This is a genomic window from Shewanella mesophila, from assembly GCF_019457515.1.
Lineage (GTDB): Bacteria > Pseudomonadota > Gammaproteobacteria > Enterobacterales > Shewanellaceae > Shewanella > Shewanella mesophila.
The window spans coordinates 2,546,141-2,569,018 of record NZ_CP080421.1; the positions used below are offsets into that span (position 1 = coordinate 2,546,141).

The 22,878-nt window shown below is 44.6% G+C and carries 21 protein-coding genes; 6 read left to right on the plus strand and 15 right to left on the minus strand.

Going from position 1 to position 22,878, the window contains the following annotated elements; all coding sequences use genetic code 11:
- The first annotated feature begins 30 nt into the window (after positions 1-30).
- Positions 31-921, plus strand: coding sequence for a cytidine deaminase (gene cdd, locus K0I73_RS11150; protein WP_220061208.1), 891 nt, complete (start codon positions 31-33; stop codon positions 919-921).
- A 120-nt stretch (positions 922-1,041) separates the two neighbouring features.
- Here cdd and K0I73_RS11155 read toward each other — a convergent pair whose 3' ends face one another.
- The 10 genes from K0I73_RS11155 to yceD all read right to left on the minus strand — a co-directional run bounded on the left by K0I73_RS11155 (position 1,042) and on the right by yceD (position 9,803).
- The gene (locus K0I73_RS11155) at positions 1,042-1,917 is read right to left on the minus strand and encodes an NAD(P)-dependent oxidoreductase (protein ID WP_220061209.1); all 876 of its coding nucleotides are present in this window, start codon (positions 1,915-1,917) and stop codon (positions 1,042-1,044) included.
- Between the two features lie 382 nt (positions 1,918-2,299).
- Entirely contained in the window at positions 2,300-2,779 is a 480-nt protein-coding gene (locus tag K0I73_RS11160; RefSeq protein WP_220061210.1) for an acyl-CoA thioesterase, read from the minus strand.
- 749 nt (positions 2,780-3,528) lie between these two features.
- Positions 3,529-4,770, minus strand: a complete 1,242-nt coding sequence (gene fabF / locus K0I73_RS11165) for a beta-ketoacyl-ACP synthase II (protein ID WP_220061211.1) — start codon at positions 4,768-4,770, stop codon at positions 3,529-3,531.
- A gap of 184 nt (positions 4,771-4,954) precedes the next feature.
- Positions 4,955-5,188 carry an acyl carrier protein gene (gene acpP, locus K0I73_RS11170; protein WP_011865403.1) on the minus strand — a complete coding sequence of 78 codons (234 nt, stop codon included), beginning with the start codon at positions 5,186-5,188 and terminating at the stop codon, positions 4,955-4,957.
- Between the two features lie 160 nt (positions 5,189-5,348).
- Positions 5,349-6,095 (minus strand): 3-oxoacyl-ACP reductase FabG, encoded by a 747-nt coding sequence (fabG, locus tag K0I73_RS11175; protein ID WP_220061212.1) that lies wholly within the window; start codon positions 6,093-6,095, stop codon positions 5,349-5,351.
- Between the two features lie 11 nt (positions 6,096-6,106).
- A complete protein-coding gene (gene fabD / locus K0I73_RS11180) occupies positions 6,107-7,033 on the minus strand; it encodes an ACP S-malonyltransferase (RefSeq protein ID WP_220061213.1) in 927 nt (308 codons plus the stop codon).
- Positions 7,034-7,077: 44 nt separating this feature from the next.
- Complete coding sequence (locus K0I73_RS11185; protein ID WP_220061214.1) at positions 7,078-8,037, minus strand: beta-ketoacyl-ACP synthase III; 960 nt, start codon at positions 8,035-8,037, stop codon at positions 7,078-7,080.
- Positions 8,038-8,046: 9 nt separating this feature from the next.
- Positions 8,047-9,075, minus strand: coding sequence for a phosphate acyltransferase PlsX (gene plsX / locus K0I73_RS11190; protein WP_220061215.1), 1,029 nt, complete (start codon positions 9,073-9,075; stop codon positions 8,047-8,049).
- Between the two features lie 15 nt (positions 9,076-9,090).
- Positions 9,091-9,261, minus strand: coding sequence for a 50S ribosomal protein L32 (gene rpmF / locus K0I73_RS11195; protein ID WP_020913118.1), 171 nt, complete (start codon positions 9,259-9,261; stop codon positions 9,091-9,093).
- A 17-nt stretch (positions 9,262-9,278) separates the two neighbouring features.
- On the minus strand, positions 9,279-9,803 hold the full coding sequence (gene yceD, locus K0I73_RS11200) for a 23S rRNA accumulation protein YceD (protein ID WP_220061216.1): 525 nt from the start codon (positions 9,801-9,803) through the stop codon (positions 9,279-9,281).
- Positions 9,804-10,119: 316 nt separating this feature from the next.
- Here yceD and K0I73_RS11205 point away from each other — a divergent pair, with 316 nt between their 5' ends.
- A complete protein-coding gene (locus K0I73_RS11205; RefSeq protein WP_220061217.1) occupies positions 10,120-10,707 on the plus strand; it encodes a Maf family protein in 588 nt (195 codons plus the stop codon).
- Positions 10,708-10,777: 70 nt separating this feature from the next.
- Here K0I73_RS11205 and K0I73_RS11210 read toward each other — a convergent pair whose 3' ends face one another.
- Both K0I73_RS11210 and rluC read right to left on the minus strand, forming a co-directional pair.
- Entirely contained in the window at positions 10,778-11,434 is a 657-nt protein-coding gene (locus K0I73_RS11210; RefSeq protein ID WP_220061218.1) for an HAD family hydrolase, read from the minus strand.
- Positions 11,431-12,390 carry a 23S rRNA pseudouridine(955/2504/2580) synthase RluC gene (rluC, locus tag K0I73_RS11215; RefSeq protein ID WP_220061219.1) on the minus strand — a complete coding sequence of 320 codons (960 nt, stop codon included), beginning with the start codon at positions 12,388-12,390 and terminating at the stop codon, positions 11,431-11,433. Before rluC ends, K0I73_RS11210 begins: the two co-directional genes overlap by 4 nt.
- A 596-nt stretch (positions 12,391-12,986) precedes the next feature.
- On the opposite strand from rluC, the gene rne reads away from it, so the two are divergent.
- Complete coding sequence (rne, locus tag K0I73_RS11220; RefSeq protein ID WP_220061220.1) at positions 12,987-16,493, plus strand: ribonuclease E; 3,507 nt, start codon at positions 12,987-12,989, stop codon at positions 16,491-16,493.
- Between the two features lie 155 nt (positions 16,494-16,648).
- Entirely contained in the window at positions 16,649-18,208 is a 1,560-nt protein-coding gene (locus K0I73_RS11225; RefSeq protein ID WP_220061221.1) for a SulP family inorganic anion transporter, read from the plus strand.
- Between the two features lie 155 nt (positions 18,209-18,363).
- Here the strand turns inward: K0I73_RS11225 and K0I73_RS11230 are convergent, their stop codons facing one another.
- Positions 18,364-19,266, minus strand: a complete 903-nt coding sequence (locus tag K0I73_RS11230; RefSeq protein WP_220064351.1) for a bifunctional methionine sulfoxide reductase B/A protein — start codon at positions 19,264-19,266, stop codon at positions 18,364-18,366.
- A gap of 293 nt (positions 19,267-19,559) precedes the next feature.
- Between K0I73_RS11230 and K0I73_RS11235 the strand changes: the two genes are divergently transcribed.
- Both K0I73_RS11235 and ylqF read left to right on the plus strand, forming a co-directional pair.
- On the plus strand, positions 19,560-20,399 hold the full coding sequence (locus tag K0I73_RS11235; protein WP_220061222.1) for an isopenicillin N synthase family dioxygenase: 840 nt from the start codon (positions 19,560-19,562) through the stop codon (positions 20,397-20,399).
- 104 nt (positions 20,400-20,503) lie between these two features.
- Positions 20,504-21,445, plus strand: coding sequence for a ribosome biogenesis GTPase YlqF (gene ylqF / locus K0I73_RS11240; RefSeq protein ID WP_220061223.1), 942 nt, complete (start codon positions 20,504-20,506; stop codon positions 21,443-21,445).
- Here the strand turns inward: ylqF and K0I73_RS11245 are convergent.
- Both K0I73_RS11245 and K0I73_RS11250 read right to left on the minus strand, forming a co-directional pair.
- Positions 21,442-21,960: a low molecular weight protein-tyrosine-phosphatase gene (locus K0I73_RS11245; protein ID WP_220061224.1), complete on the minus strand. Its 519-nt coding sequence runs from the start codon at positions 21,958-21,960 to the stop codon at positions 21,442-21,444. The genes ylqF and K0I73_RS11245 overlap by 4 nt on opposite strands.
- A gap of 22 nt (positions 21,961-21,982) precedes the next feature.
- On the minus strand, positions 21,983-22,858 hold the full coding sequence (locus K0I73_RS11250; RefSeq protein ID WP_220061225.1) for a DNA ligase: 876 nt from the start codon (positions 22,856-22,858) through the stop codon (positions 21,983-21,985).
- Positions 22,859-22,878 lie beyond the last annotated feature (20 nt).

Sequence of the window (22,878 nt, forward strand, 5' to 3'; positions counted from 1 at the left end):
CCAATAGCTTAACAATTAAGGATCAAGCTGATGCAAGATAGATTTATTCACTGCATAGCTCAACTGCCACAAGTATTGGCAGACAAGTTGGTGCCCATTCTGAATGAAGATTTTGCTGGTCATATCGACGCACAACAGATTGCCGATTTGGCGGCAGCCGCAGAGTTACCTGTCGATGAACTACTATTAAAATTATTACCGATTGCTGCGGCACTAGCCAAGCCTCCAATCAGTGAGTTTTATGTGGGTGCGATCGCTAAAGGTAAAAGTGGCGATATCTATATGGGCGCAAACATAGAGTTAAGTGGTGAAGCGCTGTTTCATAGTGTTCATGCCGAACAAAGCGCCATAAGTCACGCTTGGTTAAGTGGCGAGACCGCAATCGAAGATATCATAGTAAATGAATCACCTTGTGGCCATTGTCGTCAATTTATGAATGAGCTAGTGTCTGGGCAGACAATAAAGATCCACCTCCCAAGCCAAGATGCCAAGCCTTTATCGCACTATTTACCCTATGCATTTGGGCCAAGCGATCTAAATATCACCAGCCCACTACTTTCTAAGCAGCAACATGAGTTTGCATTAGACAGCTCAGACCCAATGATCATTGAAGCTCTCGATCATGCAAGCTTAAGCTATGCCCCATACACTGAGAGCTATGCTGCTGTAGTATTAGAAACCAAAGATGGGCAAACATTCTGCGGTCGTTACGCCGAAAGTGCGGCATTTAACCCATCAATGTTACCGATGCAGATGGCACTATCAGCCATGGTTCGTCATAATCGCGACTTTAGTGAGATTAACCGCGCGGTGTTAGTCGAATCTAGCCAAGGGAAGATTTCCCTCGTCGGAGCAACTATGGATGCCTTGCATGCAGCAGCCGCGGTCGAACTAGAGCATATTGTGATTGACCCTGTCTAAGTCTAAGACTCAATCTAGTTAGATAACGGCTAGCGTTTTTTGAAAAGTAATTGTTAACAGAAGCCGATATAAAAAGAAAAGGACTGCGATACAGTCCTTTTCTTTTCAGTACCATGCTTACTATTTACGATGTTTCTCTAAACGAGACAGTAAGCTAGACGTATCCCAACGCTGACCGCCGCTAGCCTGCACATCACTATAAAACTGATCAATCAATGCCGTTAATGGTAATTGAGAGCCATTTCGCCTAGCTTCATCGAGTGCGATGCCTAAGTCTTTGCGCATCCAGTCAACAGCAAAACCAAAGTCATATTCGCCTTGCCACATTGTCTGATAACGATTTTCCATCTGCCAAGATTGCGCAGCACCTTTGCTAATAACTTCTATAACCTTTTCACCATCAAGGCCAGCACTACGAGCAAAGTGTAGGCCTTCTGCCAGTCCTTGCACTACACCAGCGATACAGATTTGATTAACCATTTTAGTAAGTTGACCACTGCCCACATCACCTAAGCGCTCAGTACATCTCGCATAAGCTTGCATGATAGGCTTAGCGGAATCAAAAATGGCTTGCTCTCCCCCCACCATAATGGTCAACACGCCATTCTCAGCGCCAGCTTGCCCACCAGAGACTGGCGCATCGATAAAACCAACGCCCTTCGTTGCAGCAATAGCGCCAATCTCTCTAGCTACATCAGCCGATGCCGTGGTGTGATCTATGAGTATTGCTCCTGCGTCCATCCCATTAAGAGCGCCATTTTCACCAATTAAAACAGAGCGTAAATCATCATCATTACCGACACAGACAAAAACATACTCCTGCCCTTTCGCTGCATCAAACGGCGTTTCTCTAAACTGGCCATTAAACTCTTCTGCCCATGCAGCAGCTCTAGCGGTTGTGCGGTTATATACGGTGACGTCATGACCATGCTTAACCAGATGCCCGGCCATGGGATAACCCATCACCCCTAATCCTAAAAATGCGACCTTTGCCATTTGTAATCCTATCTATTAATTAATGAATATTATGCTAACCGCTGATCAAACGGTCATATGTTGGGTACCTGTGTATTATATCGCTAAAGCGAGACTGATATGCTTATCGAACAGTTAAAATTGATCCGAAACGTGTCCCAATATGTATCATCTTCGAATCTGTAGCAATGATACTTTTTCGGCTTAAACTATGTCGGAGGTTCGGCAAATTACCATAGACCACTGAGCACCAAGATGAAAAACAACGCCTAGCTGAAATAAAAGAATAATTTAACCAAAGTAATTTTTAGCATAAAATTTAACAGGAATTGATGATGACATCGCGCTAAAAAAGGTGCCAACAGGCACCTCAAATTTGGCGAGTCTTTCTCATTTGATAGGTTTATGGCTTAAGATGAGCTTCCATCTCTGCGCCAATTTTCTTGCGCATCTCCATTAAGCGAATGGCCGAATCACGCATCTCCTTATCCCCATCAGTCGTAGGGATCCACTCTGGTACTTCCGTAGGAAGTCCTTCATCATCGACAGCCACCATAATCACGACGCAATGAGTGGTTAAATGACGCTCGGGGTTCTTAGGATCACCAGCCTTGACGTCAATCCCTAGATGCATCGAAGTACGTCCGGTATAAACGACTTTGGCACTGACCTCTACAATGTTACCGACATGAATTGGCTTAACAAATCGGATCCCGCCAGCATAAACGGTAATGCAATACTTGCCACTCCATCCCGCCGCGCACGCATAAGCAGCCAAATCGATCCACTTCATCACTGCGCCGCCATGTACCTTGCCACCAAAATTAACATCTGCGGGCTCAGCCAAAAAACGTAAAGTAATATCTCTTTCTTTTCCAGCCATTTGCATCTACTCGTTAGAATTACTTAACTAGAGTGTACTTCAAATAAACCAGCGCGAATATCTAATACATACCCGATTAGCTTATTGATCTACATATTGGTGATGAAAACCAAGGTATGCGCCAAATAAATCTTACAATGAGCTACGTGACTATAATAATCTGTAACGCCACTGAGGTATTGTTTGCCGCCATGAATTACCCCGTAACTCATAAGTTGATATCAGATGTGGCTCTTGCTCATATCACCCAAAAGTAATCACTGATAAACAGGAGATGATGATAATAGGTAATGCTTGGTGATATAGCCAAAGTTGCAAAACACCATCGATGAAATGTTCAAACTTAAACAGAGGATAAGCGGCAATACCTAAAATAAATAAGGCCAGCACTTTGACACGGTCAGAGTATTAGTATCACCTCCGGTATAAATAGCCGTAACCAATAGAGCAAACCATACGATTGCAAAGGCGATGAAAGCTAGACTAAAAGTCCGAATTCCCAGTGAGATTTTAGCTCTAATTTCGCCTCTTTCCATACTATTGAAATCGGCTGTTATCATACCGGCTAAGGGCACAAGAGGCACTACGCCTTCATTTAACACACTATATTCCTAATCCAAATTAGACGGCTGGATTATCTGCCTATATCTTAACGTTGCCAATAGTGACGAATTAATACCATTATCATCAGTCATTAACGCTACACATAAAAAAAGCACCTTTCGGTGCTTTTTTAAATATTGGGTAACTTATTCGCCACGTTTAAACAGCAAGGAACCATTTGTTCCACCGAAACCAAACGAATTACATAAGGCATAATCAAAAGTATGCTTACGCGCGACATGAGGAACAAAGTCTAAATCGCAGCCTTCATCTGGATTGTCTAGATTCAGTGTCGGTGGCACGATTTGATCCCGAAGCGCTAGCAGAGTAATAATCGCCTCAACCGAACCTGCCGCACCTAAAAGGTGCCCAGTCATCGACTTCGTTGAGCTAACGAGCAAATCATAAGCATGTTGCTCGAATACAGATTTCACCGCTGCGACTTCAGCTCTATCACCCGCTGGCGTAGAAGTACCATGAGCATTGATATAACCAATTTGAGTTTTCTCAATACCGGCATCTTTAATCGCATTTTCCATTGCAGCGGCAGCACCTGCGCCATCAGCAGGAGGAGAAGTCATGTGAAATGCATCTCCGCTCATACCAAAGCCAACGAGCTCGCCGTAAATGGTCGCTCCACGAGCCTTAGCATGCTCATACTCTTCCATCACCATCACGCCGGCACCATCACCGATGACAAAACCATCACGATCTTTGTCCCATGGACGACTTGCTGCCGTAGGATCATCGTTACGAGTGGAGAGTGCTTTCGCTGAGCCAAAACCACCGACTGCCAGCGGACAAGTCACATCTTCCGCTCCACCAGCAACCATTACATCGGCATCTCCGTAAGCAATGGTACGCGCAGCAAAACCAATGTTATGCACCCCGGTGGTACAAGCTGTTGTCACCGCAAAATTGGGGCCTGTCATACCGTACATAATCGATAAGTGACCAGCGATCATGTTGATAATGGTGCTCGGTACGAAAAATGGAGATATCTTTCGAGGACCGCCTTTAAGCAGAGCCGAATGCGCCGCCTCAATCAGAGGCATTCCCCCCATCCCCGCGCCTATAGCTGTACCAACGCGAGTAGGATCTTCCTGCTCCATATTCAATCCAGCATCTTGAATTGCCTGAATACCAGCAGCTAAACCGTATTGAATAAAGAGATCCATTTTACGGGCCTCTTTCTTTGACAAGTATTGTTCAACATCAAAATTCTTTACTGAACCGCTAAAGCGAGTAGAAAATTCAGTTGCATCAAATTTTGTGATCGGCTCAATACCGCTTTGTCCTGAGATTAATGCCTTCCAGGACGTATCTACGGTATTGCCTACAGGAGTGACGAGACCAAGACCTGTTACGACTACACGACGTTTAGACACGTTTTCACCTTCTGACTAAAGTAATGATGATTATCTCTTTAAAGAGGTAATTTATATATTAATTGAATAATTTATAACACGAAGGGGCAAAGTTACCTATTGCACTCCTCGAGTGCCAATTATAGCTATAAGCTCAAACAAAAACAGGCAGCATAAATGCCGCCTGTTTTTTTAGAATTCAGTATTACTGATTCTTAGAAACGTAATCGATCGCTGCTTGAACAGTAGTGATCTTTTCAGCTTCTTCATCAGGGATCTCAGTGTCGAACTCTTCTTCTAGAGCCATTACCAACTCAACGGTGTCCAGAGAATCTGCACCTAGGTCGTCAACGAAAGATGCTGCTGGTTTTACGTCTTCTTCTTTAACGCCCAGTTGCTCGATAATGATTTTCTTTACACGTTCTTCGATGTTGCTCATTAGTTTTCTTTCCTATTCAAATTACGCACTTGCGTAAGATTGCGAGTAGTTTATTCAATTTGGCACACAATGCAAGCTTAACTTTTGTGGTCTAACCACGAAACCTACGTAAATTCACGCCCAAATTCAATCAAAATCAGCTAGTTATTTTAACTAACGATTAAACCATGTACATACCGCCGTTTACATGCAGAGTTTCCCCTGTTATGTAAGCAGCTGAATCCGATGCTAAAAATAGCACAGCATTGGCAATTTCTTGCGGCTGTCCTAATCGCTCCATCGGAACTTGAGACATGATACCTTTTTGCTGCTCTTCAGTCAGCTCATCTGTCATATCAGTCTGGATAAATCCAGGCGCAATAGCATTAACTGTTATTTGACGAGATGCAACCTCTCTTGCAAGAGATTTTGTAAATCCGATCAAACCCGCTTTGGCCGCACAGTAGTTAGTTTGACCTGCATTGCCCATAGTACCTACAACTGAGCCAATATTAATAATACGACCATTACGCTTTTTCATCATAGAGCGCATCACCTGTTTAGAGGTGCGATAAAGTGAGTTCAGATTGGTATCTATGATATCTAACCACTCATCTTCCTTCATACGCATTAACAGATTGTCGCGCGTAATACCCGCATTATTGACCAGAATATCAACATCGCCAGCTTTTTCTTTGATCGAGGCAAATAATTCAGCAATTGAATCACTATCGGTGACATTAAGCACAAGACCGTGACCTTTATCACCTAAATATTCTTGAATTGCAGCCGCACCGCGCTCACTGGTCGCAGTACCGATCACGGTAGCACCCGCCTCAACGAATGTCTGGGCAACGGCACGTCCAATCCCACGACTCGCTCCCGTCACTAAAGCGACTTTGCCTGTTAAATCAATATTAAAACTCATTAATAACTCCTTTATTCGCTTAGTGCAGCAACAGAAGCTGGATCATTAGCCACTTTAGCACTCAGCGATCGATTAATTCTTTTTGCGAGACCTGTCAGTACTTTACCTGGACCAACTTCGACTAATTGAGTGATCCCATCGGCCGCCATGGCTTCAACCGTTTCAGACCATCGAACTGGACAGTATAATTGACGCACAAGTGCATCTTTTATCGCATCAGCGGTAAACGGAGCGGCAACATCAACGTTGTTGATCACCTTAATTTTCGGTTCTGAAAACTTTATCGCCACTAAAGCGTCAGCAAGCTTATCTGCTGCAGGTTTCATCAACTGACAATGAGAAGGCACGCTCACAGGCAATGCCACCGCCATTTTAGCGCCAGCCTCTTTACACGCAGTAGCAGCACGCTCTACAGCTTCTTTCTCACCAGCAATAACGACTTGACCAGGGCTATTAAAATTAACTGGACTGACGACATCGCCTTGAGCGGCGTCATCACACGCCTTTTGAATCGCATCGTTATCGAGGCCGATAATGGCAAACATAGCACCAGTGCCTGCAGGCACGGCTTGTTGCATCAATTGACCGCGAAGCTCAACCAATTTAACCGCATCAGCAAAATCGATCACCCCTGCACACACTAAAGCCGAATACTCGCCTAAACTGTGTCCAGCTAATACATCAGGTTTAACGGCATTGGTTGCATTGATAGCACGCCAAATGGCAATACTCGCAGTGAGCAATGCAGGCTGAGTTTTATCAGTTTGATTGAGACTTTCTGCTGGGCCATCTTGAACTAATTGCCAAAGGTCGTAGCCTAGTACTTGACTTGCCTCACTAAAGGTTTGTCCAATAATCTCATGCTCCGCTGCTAAGTCAGCCAACATTCCTACGGCCTGAGAACCTTGCCCAGGAAACACATAAGCAATTTTTTCCATTTTTTATACCTTTACTAAATCAATGTATTGTATAAGAAACAACACTAAAAACGAACTAATGCACTGCCCCAAGCAAAACCTGCACCGAAAGCCTCTAACAGCAATAGCTGACCGCGTTGAATACGACCATCACGAACAGCTTCATCTAATGCGATTGGCACAGATGCTGCTGAGGTATTACCGTGTTTGGCTAGCGTTAACACCACTTTATCTAAGTTCATATCTAACTTCTTCGCGGTGGCTTTAATGATACGAAAGTTAGCTTGGTGTGGCACCAACCAGTCAATTTCAGACTTGTCGATCTGATTAATACGTAGAGTTTCGGTAACCACATGAGACAGTTGAGTTACCGCAACTTTAAACACGTCATTCCCTTTCATCGTCATATAACCAACCGCTTCAGATGTTTCGCTGGCTCTGGGAGGAAATGAACATTTTAACAGATCACCTTGACGACCATCGGCATAGATATGGGTAGACAAGATACCAGGCCTATCAGAGGCGCCAATAACAGCGGCTCCAGCACCATCACCAAATAAGATAATTGTTGAGCGGTCATCTGGTTCACAAAGACGTGACAGTACATCGGCACCAATGACTAACACTTTCTTAGCCGCGCCGGTTTTAACAAATTGATCTGCTACTGACAACGCATAAACGAAACCAGAACATGCGGCTGCAATATCAAAAGCGGGAATAGTATGAACACCTAATAGGGCTTGAATTTCACATGCTGCTGCAGGAAATGCATTACTGGCACTGGTGGTACCGCAAACAATCATGTCTAACTCGCTAGCGTCAATACCCGCCATCTCAAGCGCCTTTAGCGCCGCTTGATAACCCATGGTTGATACTGATTCATCATTGGCCGCTATTCTGCGCTCTGAGATACCGGTACGTTCAACAATCCATTGGTCACTGGTTTCAACCATCTTTTCCAGATCGAGATTGCTACGGACTTGCGCTGGCAAATAACTACCAGTTCCGAGAATTTTTGTATGCATAAGGAGATATCAGTTATTTATGTCTAAAAGGATCGACTCAAGACGTTCTTCAATCATCTTGGGGAGTCGACGTTGTGCTTCGGTCACTGCCAAACTAATTGCTTGTAAATAGGCAGATTGATCCGCACTTCCATGACTTTTTACTACAATTCCGCGCAATCCTATCAGACTTGCCCCATTATAGTGGTCGGGGTTCATCTGATTTAAAACACTATTAATGCGCGGGGCGATTAACTTGGCCATTAATCGTACAAAAAAGCCTTGAGTTAATCCCTGCTTTAACTGATGAACGAGGAGTCTGGCGATCCCCTCTGAGGTTTTAAGTGTAATGTTACCTACAAAACCATCGCAGACAATAACATCAACATTTCCTGAATAGATATCATCGCCTTCAATAAACCCGGTGTAATTGAGTTGTGGTGATTGTTGCAGTAATTGCCCAGCCTGCTGAACCTGATCATTGCCCTTTATCTCTTCGATACCGACATTAAGTAAAGCCACTTTCGGAGAGGGATTTTTATCAACCGCTTCACAAAGCACTGAGCCCATCACGGCAAATTGAAACAAGGTCTCGCTACAACATGAGACGTTGGCACCAAGATCAAGCAGATAGACGGGTTTATGATTAACCGCTGGCAGGCAACTGACCAATGCGGGTCTATCGATTCCTGGCAGGGTTTTAAGCAATACCTTAGATATCGCCATCAAAGCACCCGTATTACCAGCACTTAAACAGGCCTGAGCTTTATTATCACGAACTAATTCGATAGCAAGGCGCATTGAACTTTGTTTGCAATTACGCAAAGCATGCACAGGCCTATCGCACATTTTAACGACTTCTGTCGTATGAAGAATTTCAATTCGGGACAATAAAGAAGAATCACATTGGCTTAATAGCGGCTCTATTTGCGATCTATCACCAACTAAAGTGACTCTAAGAAAAGGATATAAGCGAAGTGCCTGCAGGGTTGCAGGCACTGTGATGCAGGGGCCAAAATCGCCCCCCATCGCATCTAACGCAAGCGTCAGATCAGTCATAAAATTATCAACAAATTACTTGTTGATAACCTTTTGACCGCGGTAGAAACCGTCTGCAGTCACATTGTGACGACGGTGTAGTTCACCACTCGTTGCATCCACAGATAGTTGAGCAGTGCTCAATGAATCGTGTGAACGGCGCATACCGCGCTTTGAACGAGATTTTTTATTCTGTTGTACAGCCATTTGACCTGTCTCCTAGATTACTTGCTCTTCAGTTTTTCTAACACTGCAAACGGATTTGGACGCTCCTCTTGAGCGGGTTCAATCTCGCCTACCACTATATCTTGATCACCTTCGCTGCAACTATCGTCAACATGCTTTGGGATCAAAGGCATAGCAACTATCAATTCATCTTCAATCAATTGATGCAGACGAACTTCACCTATCTCATTGCACTCAATAGGGTCATACGCATCCGGGAGCTCATCGATTTCTGCTTCAGACCCGCAAGGGCTAAAACAAAACTCGACCGTAACCTCAGTAGTAAATAGTGTCATACAACGTTGACAATTCAGAGTGAGCTCCGTCACAGCCTTCCCTTTCAGGTAGACTATCCCCTGTATATCCACGTTACATTCAAGCGACACTGCCACATCGGAACAGTCGCCGGCACATAACTCATTTAATCGCTTTAACTGCACACCAGGAATCATGCCTTCATAAGAAAGCTTGCTTGCCGCTGCGCGGTTTGGATCAATTGAAACCGGTATCTTTACTGTTTGCATAAGGCGCGCATATTATAGTTTGAATTACTCGGAGTCAAAGGAAAATTTACTACCTTTAAGGATCAAGATAACGATTCCTAAAAAACTCGCGGATAAAACAAAAATTATCGGAGGCAAAATTCTACCCAAGCCCTAGTGGATACTCAAGCCCCGCACGATTAAAATTAACGCATTCGCCGTTAATTTTAGTCTAATCGTCGTAGAAATCTGCACTGGTATAAGCAATATGTCACAATAGCGGCTAACCAAACGAAAGTTCGTACGCTTTACCCGTTCGTTTAGTACAAAATCATGCTTAAGATTAAAAGGTCTATTAATGTCAGAACTTGTCATTCTTGCTTCAACATCCAGTTATCGAAAACTACTCTTAGAAAAACTGGGCATCCCTTTTGAAACTTGCTCAATAGACACAGACGAAACCCCTATGCAGGATGAAACCGCCCCCGACCTAGTCACCCGCCTTGCCATAGCTAAAGCCGTCGCAGGCGCTAAGGGAAAAACAAATGGCGTTGTTATCGGCTCGGATCAGGTTGCGGTGATCGATGGTGAGATTATTGGAAAACCGCTTAACACAGAAAATGCCGTTAAACAGTTGATGGCATGCTCAGGTAAGGCGATCACCTTTTATACCGGATTGGCACTTTACAATGTTGCAGACGATAGCTTTGATGCACAGTATGAAACCTTTACCGTCCACTTTAGAACATTAACCGAATCGCAAATACGTTACTACGTGGATAAGGAACAACCCTTGTACTGCGCAGGAAGCTTTAAAAGCGAAGGGCTAGGCATAGCACTATTCAGTCGTCTTGAAGGTCGAGATCCTAACACGCTAATAGGTTTACCGCTTATCCTGTTAACTGAAATGTTGGCCAAACAAAACATTGATGTGCTGAGTCATTAAACAGCAGCAAAATAGAGAGCTAGAATATCAGTAGGCCATAATGCCTCAGATTAAACTTTCATGTTCACTATTACATTTTGCCAGTGATCACAGGTAGCATTGCCAGTGGTGATGACACGATTGCGATGGGATTAGCTTCAGTTAATCTCTTCGCAGTATGCGCACCATAACTGACTCCTATCGCATCGATACCCGCGTTACTCGCCATATTAAGGTCGTGTATCGAATCGCCAACCATAATGGCTTTCTCTGGCGCGATATTTAACTGCTTGAGCAACTCATTTAGCATCTGAGGGTGAGGTTTACTTTTTGCCTCATCGGCGCAGCGACTCGCTTGGAAATGCGTCGAAAACCCGGTCTCTGTTAATACTCTATCCAGTCCAGCCCTAGCCTTACCCGTAGCAACAGCCAAAGCGTGCCCAGATGCTTTAAGCGCTAATAAGAGCTCCTCTGCACCATCAAAAACTGGGCTTGGGGTTTTATTGAGCTGTAGGTATTGCTGACGATATACAGAGATCATCTCTTCACGGGTTTTAGTGCAAGCCATTGGATGAAGCACATTGAGCGCTTCATCCATAGACAACCCGATAATATCTCTGATCGCCGTTTCGCTGGGGACCATCATATTCAGCTCTGTAGCCGTTTGCTGCATACAGGCAACAATCTTACCGACAGAGTCCATCAAGGTACCATCCCAATCAAAGATGACTAGCTCATAACGTTTCATACTTTTTCCAATTTCGACAACAGTTGTTCTAACGCATCATCTAACGGCGCTTTGACTTGCATCACCTCTTCGGTACTCGGATGAATAAACTTGAGTTGAGCGGCATGCAAAAACAGACGGTTTAAACCTAAAGCTCGCATCGAATCATCAAATTTTTGTTCACTGTACTTATCATCACAGGCAATTGGGTGACCCGCATATTGGCAATGCACACGGATCTGATGAGTTCGTCCTGTTACTGGGCTAGCTTGCACAAGAGTGACACCTTTATAGCGCTGCTTAATCTTAAAGCGCGTCTCAGAGGCTTTGCCCTCTTGATTAACTCTGACTATACGCTCGCCAGATTTGAGTGTTAGCTTTAACAGCGGTGCGTTAATCACCTTGTCATGGCTTTGCCACTCTCCACGAACCAGTGCAAAATAATCTTTCTGCATCTTCTTATAACGCAACTGATCATGCAGATGTTTTAACGCGCTACGCTTCTTCGCAATAAGCAGTACACCCGATGTATCTTTATCTAAACGGTGCACTAATTCGAGAAACTTCTGCTGAGGACGCAACGAACGCATCGCTTCGATCACTCCAAAGTCGACACCACTGCCGCCATGTACCGCGATACCCGCTGGCTTGTTGAGCACAATAATTGACTTATCTTCGAATACGATACGGTCTTCTAATTGAGACACCTTGGTCAATTTAGCACTCGGTCCAGGCTTATCGTCGCTAGCTGAAACCCTAACAGGGGGAATTCGCACAACGTCACCATCTTGTAGCTTATATTCTGGCTTTATTCGTTTTTTATTCACCCGAACTTCACCCTTACGCACGATACGATAGATCATGCTTTTAGGTACGCCTTTTAATTTGGTGACAAGAAAGTTATCGATTCGCTGGCCTAAATGGTCCTCATCAATGGTGACCAATTCGACTTTATTTAGAGATTGTTGATTATTCATGCTACGCCTTGTATCGTTCAAGCTGCTTATTGTACACAACTAACATCTTTTATGCCTTTCCATTTGCTGATTTTCTGGTTTGTTGCTATATTTGCCACGCCTATGGGGATAAATAGTGAATAAAGTGTTCACAAATCCCCCAAAGCATGCGCGAAGAGCGGAAACTAAAAGACATTTTTACTGAGTAGCAACTCATTGATTTGCAAGTCGTTGCATCAAAATAAACCGAGAAAACGAGTTTGAACGACTAAACACAGCATTAATGCCACATTTCAACGTGGTTTTTCCAAGAATAGCGCCCCAAATTCGAAGTTTAATTTTAACTTGTCGTCAGACGAACGCTTATCGATTTTGGCATTACCGGAAAGTACATTAGAATTTATGGGGTTGGTTGACGTTTTACAACGAATTCCTTGTTTTTAGAAATATTAAAAAATAAGCCATAAATAGGTAGCGACACGCAGTGATTGCGTCTTACAGAAATTGCGCACCTTAGCCTAGACTCAAGCCGCGAGGCTTCATGCCTACCTCTGGGCCCGTAATGCATCGAAAAAAGCTTGGTTTGATGACCCTATTTTAAGAAGAAATACGTCATCATGAAACGGATGTTAATTAATGCGACTCAATCTGAAGAGTTGCGCGTTGCCCTAGTTGATGGGCAACAACTGTATGATCTAGATATTGAAAGCCCAGGTCATGAGCAGAAAAAAGCTAACATCTACAAGGGTAAAATTACCCGTGTAGAACCTTCTCTAGAAGCCGCATTTGTCGATTATGGCGCTGACCGCCACGGTTTCTTACCGCTAAAAGAAATTGCTCGCGAATACTTTCCTAAAGGTTACTCTTTCCAAGGTCGTCCTAACATTAAGGAAGTGATCAAAGAAGGTCAGGAAGTTATCGTTCAAATAGACAAGGAAGAACGTGGCAACAAAGGTGCAGCACTAACGACCTTTATTAGCCTTGCAGGCTCTTATCTTGTCTTAATGCCAAATAACCCCCGCGCCGGTGGTATTTCTCGCCGTATCGAAGGCGACGAACGTACCGAGCTAAAAGCTGCATTATCTGAGCTTGAAGTCCCACAAGGTATGGGGCTCATCGTGCGTACGGCCGGTGTTGGTAAAGAAGCCACTGAATTAAAATGGGACTTAAAAGTACTTCAGCATCACTGGACAGCTATTGAAGAAGCGGCGAAAACCCGCCCTGCACCATTCTTAATCCATCAAGAAAGTAACGTGATTGTTCGCGCAATCCGTGACTACCTGCGTCGCGATGTGGGTGAAGTACTAATCGATCATCCTCGTATTTATGAACAAGCCAAAGAACATGTTTCTTTAGTACGTCCGGATTTTGTTGATCGTATTAAGCGCTATGAAGCTGAAGTACCACTATTTACTCACTTCCAGATCGAAACTCAAATTGAATCGGCTTTCCAGCGTGAAGTTCGTTTGCCATCTGGCGGGTCAATTGTCATCGATCCTACAGAAGCCTTGACCTCGATAGACATTAACTCTGCCCGCGCAACTAAAGGCGGCGATATCGAAGAAACGGCGCTAAATACCAACTTAGAAGCAGCCGATGAAATTGCCCGTCAACTTCGTCTTCGGGATCTAGGTGGCCTGGTTGTTATTGACTTTATTGACATGACCCCAGTTAGACATCAGCGTGAAGTTGAAAACAGAATGCGTGATGCCGTACACCACGATAGAGCACGCGTTCAACTTGGGCGTATCTCACGTTTCGGTCTAATGGAGATGTCACGTCAACGCCTACGCCCTTCTCTAGAAGAGTCGGCAGCCCACCTTTGCCCACGTTGTCATGGCCAAGGCACAATTCGCGGCACCGAATCATTAGCGCTATCTATTCTGCGTTTAATGGAAGAGGAAGCGATTAAAGAGAACACTTCACAAATTGAAGCCGTTGTGCCAGTTGATGTGGCCGCCTTCTTGCTCAATGAAAAACGCAAAGCTATTCGCATCACCGAAGAGCGCCACGATGTAGAAGTGTATGTGATCCCTGATCCAAACATGACCACACCAGATTATCGCGTTTCAAGACATCGCAAAGATGACCAAATCAGCGAATCAAGCTATAAACTGCTTGAGAAGCAAGAAGCTAAGCTCTATGAACCGCGTAAGCTTGAGCGTGCGGCATCACCAGAGCCAGCACTAAAAGGCTATGCTGCGCCAAAGCAAACAGCAGCTCCAGCACCAACTGCGCCAACACCAAAAGTCGTTGAGAAAGCGTCGACGCCTGGTATACTGTCTAAGCTACTTTCGGCTATCGGAAATCTATTTAGTTCCGATGAACCAAAGAGCGAAGAGAAAACCAAAGAGCAGCCGCGTCGTAACACACAGAGCCGCAACACTGGTCGCCGTAACACTCGTCGTAATGACAATCGTCGTGGTCGTGATGAGAGTGAAACGAAAGAGACTGAAAATAAACGCACTCGCGGACCTAAAGCTGATAACAATGAGTCTCGTCCAGCTAAAGGACGTAATGACAATAAACGTGGCAAACGTGACGATGCTAAAGCCGTAAATCAACAAACAACGGCAGAAGAGACGAAAGAAGAGCAGCAACCTAAACAGGAAGCAGCAAGAGAACGTCGTCAACGCCGTAATATGCGCCGTAAAGTTCGTGTGCAAACAGAGCAACAGAAAGAGCAAGAAGCCGCTCTAGCGTTAGAAGCACAAGATAAAGTGGTATCGGTAGAAACGAAAGAAACCGAATCGACAGCTAAGAACGAAGACAAAGCACCACGCACTAAGCGTCAGCCACGCAAAGCTAAGCCAAAGCAAGAGCAAACGGCAACGCAAGAGGCTGATGTCTCACAAGAAGTTGTGGCGAATAGCAAAACTGAAGTGGCCGAAACTGCAGATAGCAGCGCTGTAGACACAGAGGTTAAGGTAGCCGTTGAAGCTAAAGCTGACAGCCAAGTGACTGAAGCTAATAGCCCAGCAATTGAAGCCGTAGATAGCAACAACGAAGCTGAAATCGATGCAGATGGCAAACGTGAACCTCGTGATGGACAGCGTCGTAGTCGTCGCAGCCCGCGCCATCTTCGCGCCGCCGGGCAACGCCGTCGTCGTGATGAGGATACAGGTAACGAGAGCAATAATGAAAATGTTCAACCTGCCTTTATTCCAAATGATGTTGAAACTGCGCCGATCCTAGATACTGACACTCAAGTTGTCGTTGAAGCTCAGTCAACAGAGAAAGACTTCGCTGCCAACGTTGAAGTAACCGCCACGGTTGACACCAAAGAGCAGGCAGAAGTTACTGTTGAAAGTGAAACAGTTCAATCTGCAGAGCCAGTAACCGAGCTCGTTGCAGAGGTTAGCGAGCAACCACTAGAAAATGATGAAATAAAAACTGAAGCAAAGCCTAAACCTAAAGCCAAGCGTCGTGTTTCATCTTCTTCAGCGGCGTCATCGACAACTAAAACGGCAAAGAGTGAAATAACACCAGATGCTGAAGCGACCCCTGTTGAAAGCGATGAACCCGCGGCAGTGAATGTACCAGTTCAACAAGCGGCCCCTGCGGTAGAAGCGACTGATAAAACAGATGCAGAAACTAACGTCGCAATCCAAACTGAAGCTAAGGTAACTGAAAGCGCTGATTCAGAAAGTGTAGACAAGACTGAATTAACCGCGCCAGAAGTGATCACCGAAGCGAGAACAAGTCACTCGGAAGAAGTTATAGCTTCTGAAGATAACGTTTCTAAAAATACAGTTTCTGAAGATGAAGCAGTTGAAAACAAGGTTACCAAGACTAACGTCAAAGTAGCTCAGCCTGCTGCATCAATTTCGGTTTCTGCACCTATGGCTAAACCAGCGGCTATCGCGATTCCAAGTTCATTAGCCCCTGTGCCAGCAAAACCTAAGGCAGAATCGACACCAGAAACTGAACCGACAAAAGTCGCTGCTAAACCAACCAGTCGTTTCGGTACTATGGTTAGCTCTACCATGGCTAAGCCAACAATAGAAGCTAGAGCAAATGTTGAGGTTCCAACAGGGCGTCAATACCAAGCGACTGAACACGAAGAAGGTAAAGAACCCACTTCGCGCGGTAACAGTGCGGCATCAGATATGGCCCGTCCATAAGCTGACTATAATTGAGCGATAGGTCTACAAGTGACTGTCGCTCAATGAACCCTAAAGCCATGCTAAGTAGCATGGCTTTTGTTTTATTACCGCGTGAATTTTGCTAGTATGCGCGGCCGCATTCCAATCAATCACAATTTTATAACAGAGGCTAAATGTTCGATCTTATTCGTCACAAAACCGCAAGCCATAGAGCAGACTTGCTCTCAGGACTAACCGTTGCGTTAGCCCTAGTTCCTGAAGCCGTTGCATTTGCATTTGTTGCTGGCGTAGAACCTATGGTAGGTCTGTATGCCGCCTTTATTATGGGTCTAGTGACAGCCCTCATTGGCGGTAGACCAGGTATGATCTCTGGTGCAACTGGCGCAATGGCTGTCGTCATGGTCGCACTAGTTGCTGAGCATGGCGTCCAATATCTCTTTGCCGCCGTAGTGCTAGCAGGCTTAATTCAAGTGAGTTTTGGACTGCTAAAATTAGGAAAGTTTATTCGTATCGTTCCCTATCCAGTAATGATAGGTTTCGTTAATGGCTTAGCTATTGTCATTTTTCTCGCCCAGCTTGGGCAGTTTAAGGCGCCTGACGCTAATGGTGTATTGAACTGGCTACCACAAGATCAGCTGTTATTGATGTTAGGTCTAGTGGCGCTGACAATGGCCATTATTCATTTTCTGCCTAAGTTGACTACCGCGTTCCCCTCTTCATTAGCGGCGATTTTATCGGTAACCGCCATTGTGGTGTACTTCCAACTCGATACTCGTAATGTATTGGACTTTTTAAAATCAATGAGTGGCAATGACAACGCGACTATCGCAGGAAGTCTGCCAAGCTTCTCTATCCCATCGGTTCCTTTTAATTTAGAAACCTTATATATCATTCTCCCCTACTCGTTTATTTTAGCCGCTGTTGGACTTATTGAATCCCTGTTAACGCTAACCGTGATAGATGAGATGACAAGTACCCGCGGTAAAGGGAACAAAGAATGTATAGGCCAAGGTATAGGTAACATCACCAGTGGTTTCTTCGGCGCCATGGGTGGCTGTGCCATGATTGGTCAATCCATGATTAACATTAATTCTGGTGGTCGAGGTCGCTTGTCGGGGATCACTGCTGCGGTTGCCTTATTAGCCTTTATCTTATTCGGTTCGTCTCTGATAGAGATGATCCCGCTAGCCGCATTGGTCGGCGTAATGTTTATGGTGGTGTTGGGTACCTTCGAGTGGGCAAGCTTCAATGTGATGCGTAAAGTTCCAAAGCATGATGCCTTTGTCATCATACTGGTGACTGTGGTTACCGTATTTACCGATCTAGCATTTGCTGTATTTGTGGGCGTTATCGTATCGGCGCTGGTATTTGCTTGGGAACATGCAAAACACATCAACGTTGAGATGAGTGAAGATGCCAACGGATGGAAGGTATATAAACTCAACGGTCCACTATTTTTTGGCTCTGTCGCTGAGTTTCTTGAACTGTTCCACTCTAAGACAGATCCTGAAGATGTGATTGTTGATTTCCAAAACTCTAGAGTATGTGATCATTCGGCGCTCGATGCTATCGATACACTTGCTGAGCGTTATGTCAGTGCAGGGAAAAAATTGCATCTGCGCCACCTAAGTCATGACTGTCAGCAGCTACTTCATAAGGCTGGTGATTTAGTCGAGGTTAACTTAATCGAAGATCCTCACTATAAAGTCGCCGACGATAAACTCGATTCATAATGCTTCAAATGAAAAAAGGCGCTATAAAGCGCCTTTTTTCAATAAGTTTATCTATTATCCCGAGTTCAGGTTAGCGACACGACAAAGCTTCTGCCTTGTATAAATCCCCAACAGTTCGCTGTAAAAAACAACCTTGAAAGTTCAACTGGCCTAACCTATCGCTTTAATTTCTCTTTAAACAGTGCCTTGAATTTATCGAGCTTAGGTTTTACCACCATTTGGCAATAAGGTTGTTGACCATTATTGGCAAAGTAGTCATCGTGATAAGACTCTGCGGGATAGAACACGTCAAAAGCAACCAGCTCGGTCACTATGGCCGAATCATATACTTCTGCTTTCATTAGCAGGTCAATCATCGCCGACGCAATCTTAATTTGTTCATCAGTATGAGCAAAAATTGCCGAGCGATACTGCGACCCAATATCATTTCCCTGTCGATTTAACGTGGTTGGATCGTGGCTTTTAAAAAAAACTTCAAGCAGATCTTCAAAGCTAATCATCTGGCGATCAAACTCAATATGAACCACTTCAGCATGGCCTGTAGTTCCGCTGCAAACATCTTTGTAATTGGCCCTGGTCTCGTCTCCGCCGCAGTAGCCCGATTGTACCGAAATAACCCCTTTCAATTGGGTATAAATAGCTTCAAGACACCAAAAGCAGCCACCCGCCAACGTCGCCCACTGGATCGAACTCTGAGCATCGACCTGAACCGGCTTAAACTGCATAGACACTGAATTGACACAGTGACGAATGTTTTTCTCAGTTAAATACTCGCCTTCAAACACATGGCCTAAATGTGCATCGCATTGACGGCATACAATTTCGGTTCGCTGACCATCGGCATCAGCTATCCGTTTAACGGCATCTTCAATTTCATCGTCAAATGCAGGCCATCCGCAATGGGCATTAAACTTGTGTTCCGAACGATACAAAGCCGCATCACAACGCTTACAGTGATAAATGCCTTGAGCGTCATGCTGATTATATTCACCACTGAAAGGCCGTTCAGTCCCCTTATCTTCAATCACATATTTTTCAAATTCAGTTAATTCACGCATAAACCACCACTCTACTTCCTTTTTATCAGCGCAATGATCACTGTGCACTGACTTGGTCCTAAGTCATAATATACCAGACAAAAGACCTACTAATTAACTCTGATATTATACCAATTTTCTTAATTCTTGTTGTTCTTAGTTTTTCTGTTGAAAACTAAACAAAAAGTTCCCCATTGATACGCGGTAAATCGACAATAGGAACACTTGCCTTGTGATTTTCATCACACTTAATTGCCCAATCAATGAGACGAATGTAAACTCAGGCCGGGGTCAATAACAACAAAAGAAAAAATATGAAATTAGAAACTATCGATTACCGCGCTCAAGATAGTGCCAAAAGATTCGTAGAGTCATTGCGCGAAACGGGCTTTGGTGTGTTATCTAACCATCCTATCAACAAAGAGTTAGTCGAAACCATTTACACACAGTGGCAAGCTTTTTTTAACAGTGCTGAAAAACAAGACTTTCTTTTTAAGGCTGAAACCCATGATGGTTTCTTCCCAGCCAGCATCTCTGAAACAGCAAAGGGCCATAGCGTTAAAGACATCAAAGAGTACTACCATGTATATCCTTGGGGACGGATCCCTGAGCACCTAAAAGAGAACATTCTAAAGTATTATCAAGAGGCTAATGCGCTGGCTGCTGAACTACTTGGCTGGGTTGAAGAACACACTCCCGCAAATGTCGCCGTCAACTACTCCATGGCGCTGCCGAAAATGATCGAAAATAGTCATAAAACCTTGCTGCGAATTCTACATTACCCTCCTATGTCAGGTAATGAAGAAATTGGCGCGATTAGGGCCGCTGCCCATGAAGATATTAACTTACTCACAGTATTACCAGCGGCAAGTGAGCCAGGTCTGCAGGTTAAAACCAAAACGGGTGAGTGGTTAGATGTGCCAAGTGACTTTGGTAATATCATCATCAACATCGGCGATATGCTTCAAGAAGCATCTGGTGGATATTTCCCATCGACCACCCACAGAGTCATTAATCCAGAAGGGATGGATAGAAGCCGCTCTCGCATCTCATTACCGCTATTTTTGCACCCCAAACCTGAAGTTGTACTTTCAGAGCGCTATACCGCGGACAGTTATCTTATGGAACGTTTACGCGAACTTGGCGTGATCTAACAAACTCAAGCAACAAAAGCGCCATTTGGCGCTTTTTAGTTATGATTTTTATATCGTATCAAGGTAAAATCCCCCTCATATTAGTTAAAAAGTAGAGCACAAACATGGCTATTCAGTGGTATCCCGGTCACATGCACAAGGCGCGTAAAGAGATTGAAGAGGTGATGCCTCAAATCGATCTCGTGATTGAGGTGCTCGATGCCCGCATCCCCTTCAGCAGTGAAAACCCCATGGTAAAAACACTGCGCGGTGACAGACCATGTATAAAGCTACTTAATAAATCCGATCTTGCCGATCCGGTAACAACCCAACTTTGGATCGATCACTTAGAACAGGAGCAAGGGGTTAAAGCAATGGCGGTGACCACCTTACAAGCCGCACAGGTCCGTAAAGTTCCCGATCTCTGTCGTAAACTGGTACCTAATCGAGATGTCACCGAAAAAGATATTCGGACCATGATCATGGGGATCCCAAACGTTGGTAAATCGACCATTATCAATATTTTGGCTGGTAAAGTCATCGCCAAAACAGGCAATGAGCCCGCCGTCACCAAAAGACAACAACGTATCAACCTCAAAAACGGTATTGTGCTATCCGATACTCCAGGTATTTTATGGCCAAAAGTCGACAACGAAGCGAGTAGTTATCGCCTTGCAGTGACTGGTGCAATTAAAGATACCGCGATGGAATATGAAGATGTGGCTATGTTTGCTGCTGAGTATTTCTTACAAGCCTACCCAGAGGCGATCGTTGAGCGTTATAAATTAAAAGAGTTACCTAAAGATGATATCGGCTTATTGGAAGCCATTGGCCGTAAACGTGGCGCACTTCGTCCTGGTGGACGTATCGACCTACATAAGGCATCAGAACTACTACTACACGAATTTCGCTCGGGTAAAATTGGCCAATTATCACTAGAGACGCCTACTATGGCCGAAGCCGAAAAAGCAGAAGTAGCGAGAATACTTGCAGAAAAAGAAGCTATCAAACAGCAAAAGCTAGAAGAGGAAAGGCTTAAACGTTCAGGCATTCGTCACAACAGTTAAGTTATCTGCCTAATCCTATGAAAGGGGCGCATTAGTGCCCTTTTTTGCTCATCTAAAGAAATTTGCGCAAGTATCCCGTCACAACTTTGCTCGATTAAATCTAATACCAGTTCGAACCCATTTTTGCCACCATAATAGGGATCGGGCACCTCGCTATATTCACTATTGCCGTAGGAGAGGATCAGATCGAGCTTATGCTGGTGTTCGGTGGGACATTGCTCTCTTAGCTCATGTAAGTTGGCCCTATCGGCGGCTAAGATCATGTCAAATTTAACAAAATCATTTCCACATACCCTTCTTGCCGTGATACCTGAAAAATCAATACCTCGCTTTTTCCCCGCATCCATCGCTCTCTCATCAGGTGTTTCCCCGCTGTGAGCAGCCGATGTTCCAGCCGAGTCACATTCAACTGAAAGCCCACGTTCTGCGGCCTTTGCCCTTAACACAGCTTCCGCAGTTGGTGAGCGACAGATGTTACCCAAACATACGAATAAAACTGATTTATTTTGTGTCATTCTCCCTCCAGAAAAATCAATGCTACAGCGCTAATCTTACTCTAACAAAACTCGCAAATCTTGGCACACCCGCCTTAGTTAACCCGTAATACTTGTAAGTCACTGAGCTACCAATCTGAGGCGGATTCTTCCGCTGTTCATCGCTAAAACCAGTCCCCAAACGAAAAATGATCCCTGCGGGGTTTTTTACTTCTAATGCACCAAGCATTCCCTGGTATTTCCCCTTTCCAGGATAGTGCCCAATAACAACCGCTTCAGCATCTTGATACTGCTTCAACTTGACTAAGTCACTATTACGCCCCTGGTGATACATTGCAGACCGTCGATGTAACATCAAGCCTTCGCCGCCGGCATCGACGACTGTGGTTAATCGTTGCTCCACTTCTTGTCGACTATCATATTGTTGCTGTGGAATGACGACGAGAAAGGGCGAAAGATGGCTAAAATGCGAAACCGCGTACTGATAGCGTAGTTCAAATGGCTGCTGACTTTCTGGGAGATCAAACACCATAAACTTCACTTGTCGCCAACGCTCCTCATCTGGATCCGCCTGTCGAACTAATGCTGAAATATCGTCAAATTTTCCTCTAGCAATCCACAACTCACCATCAAGGGCTTGATTTGGAAATTTATCAATGAACCAATCAGGCAACGAGATTTCCCGACCACTACGAGTGTACATAATCTTTCCACTCCAAAACCCACGCACACCGTCAAGCTTCTCACTAACAAGATATTCTGAAATAGGCAGTTGCGGAGTAGTAGCACCAGCATGTTGCAACTTTAAAGCTTGATATTGTTCAATTTTGATAGCATTCGTTTGTGACCATAACAAAGTAGGGGTCAAGCCAATAAACAGTAATGTAGCAAATATCGTCCGCCAAATAGAGATTCGCATACGCTCCTCCTTGAGCCATT

Bases quoted from the DNA above. Each gene is read 5' to 3' on its own strand.
- cdd (WP_220061208.1), top strand. From the start codon at position 31: ATGCAAGATAGATTTATTCACTGCATAGCTCAACTGCCACAAGTATTG.
- K0I73_RS11155 (WP_220061209.1), bottom strand. From the start codon at position 1,917: ATGGCAAAGGTCGCATTTTTAGGATTAGGGGTGATGGGTTATCCCATG.
- K0I73_RS11160 (WP_220061210.1), bottom strand. From the start codon at position 2,779: ATGGCTGGAAAAGAAAGAGATATTACTTTACGTTTTTTGGCTGAGCCC.
- acpP (WP_011865403.1), bottom strand. From the start codon at position 5,188: ATGAGCAACATCGAAGAACGTGTAAAGAAAATCATTATCGAGCAACTG.
- fabG (WP_220061212.1), bottom strand. From the start codon at position 6,095: ATGAGTTTTAATATTGATTTAACAGGCAAAGTCGCTTTAGTGACGGGA.
- fabD (WP_220061213.1), bottom strand. From the start codon at position 7,033: ATGGAAAAAATTGCTTATGTGTTTCCTGGGCAAGGTTCTCAGGCCGTA.
- K0I73_RS11185 (WP_220061214.1), bottom strand. From the start codon at position 8,037: ATGCATACAAAAATTCTCGGAACTGGTAGTTATTTGCCAGCGCAAGTC.
- plsX (WP_220061215.1), bottom strand. From the start codon at position 9,075: ATGACTGATCTGACGCTTGCGTTAGATGCGATGGGGGGCGATTTTGGC.
- rpmF (WP_020913118.1), bottom strand. From the start codon at position 9,261: ATGGCTGTACAACAGAATAAAAAATCTCGTTCAAAGCGCGGTATGCGC.
- yceD (WP_220061216.1), bottom strand. From the start codon at position 9,803: ATGCAAACAGTAAAGATACCGGTTTCAATTGATCCAAACCGCGCAGCG.
- K0I73_RS11205 (WP_220061217.1), top strand. From the start codon at position 10,120: ATGTCAGAACTTGTCATTCTTGCTTCAACATCCAGTTATCGAAAACTA.
- K0I73_RS11210 (WP_220061218.1), bottom strand. From the start codon at position 11,434: ATGAAACGTTATGAGCTAGTCATCTTTGATTGGGATGGTACCTTGATG.
- rluC (WP_220061219.1), bottom strand. From the start codon at position 12,390: ATGAATAATCAACAATCTCTAAATAAAGTCGAATTGGTCACCATTGAT.
- rne (WP_220061220.1), top strand. From the start codon at position 12,987: ATGAAACGGATGTTAATTAATGCGACTCAATCTGAAGAGTTGCGCGTT.
- K0I73_RS11225 (WP_220061221.1), top strand. From the start codon at position 16,649: ATGTTCGATCTTATTCGTCACAAAACCGCAAGCCATAGAGCAGACTTG.
- K0I73_RS11230 (WP_220064351.1), bottom strand. From the start codon at position 19,266: ATGCGTGAATTAACTGAATTTGAAAAATATGTGATTGAAGATAAGGGG.
- K0I73_RS11235 (WP_220061222.1), top strand. From the start codon at position 19,560: ATGAAATTAGAAACTATCGATTACCGCGCTCAAGATAGTGCCAAAAGA.
- ylqF (WP_220061223.1), top strand. From the start codon at position 20,504: ATGGCTATTCAGTGGTATCCCGGTCACATGCACAAGGCGCGTAAAGAG.
- K0I73_RS11245 (WP_220061224.1), bottom strand. From the start codon at position 21,960: ATGACACAAAATAAATCAGTTTTATTCGTATGTTTGGGTAACATCTGT.
- K0I73_RS11250 (WP_220061225.1), bottom strand. From the start codon at position 22,858: ATGCGAATCTCTATTTGGCGGACGATATTTGCTACATTACTGTTTATT.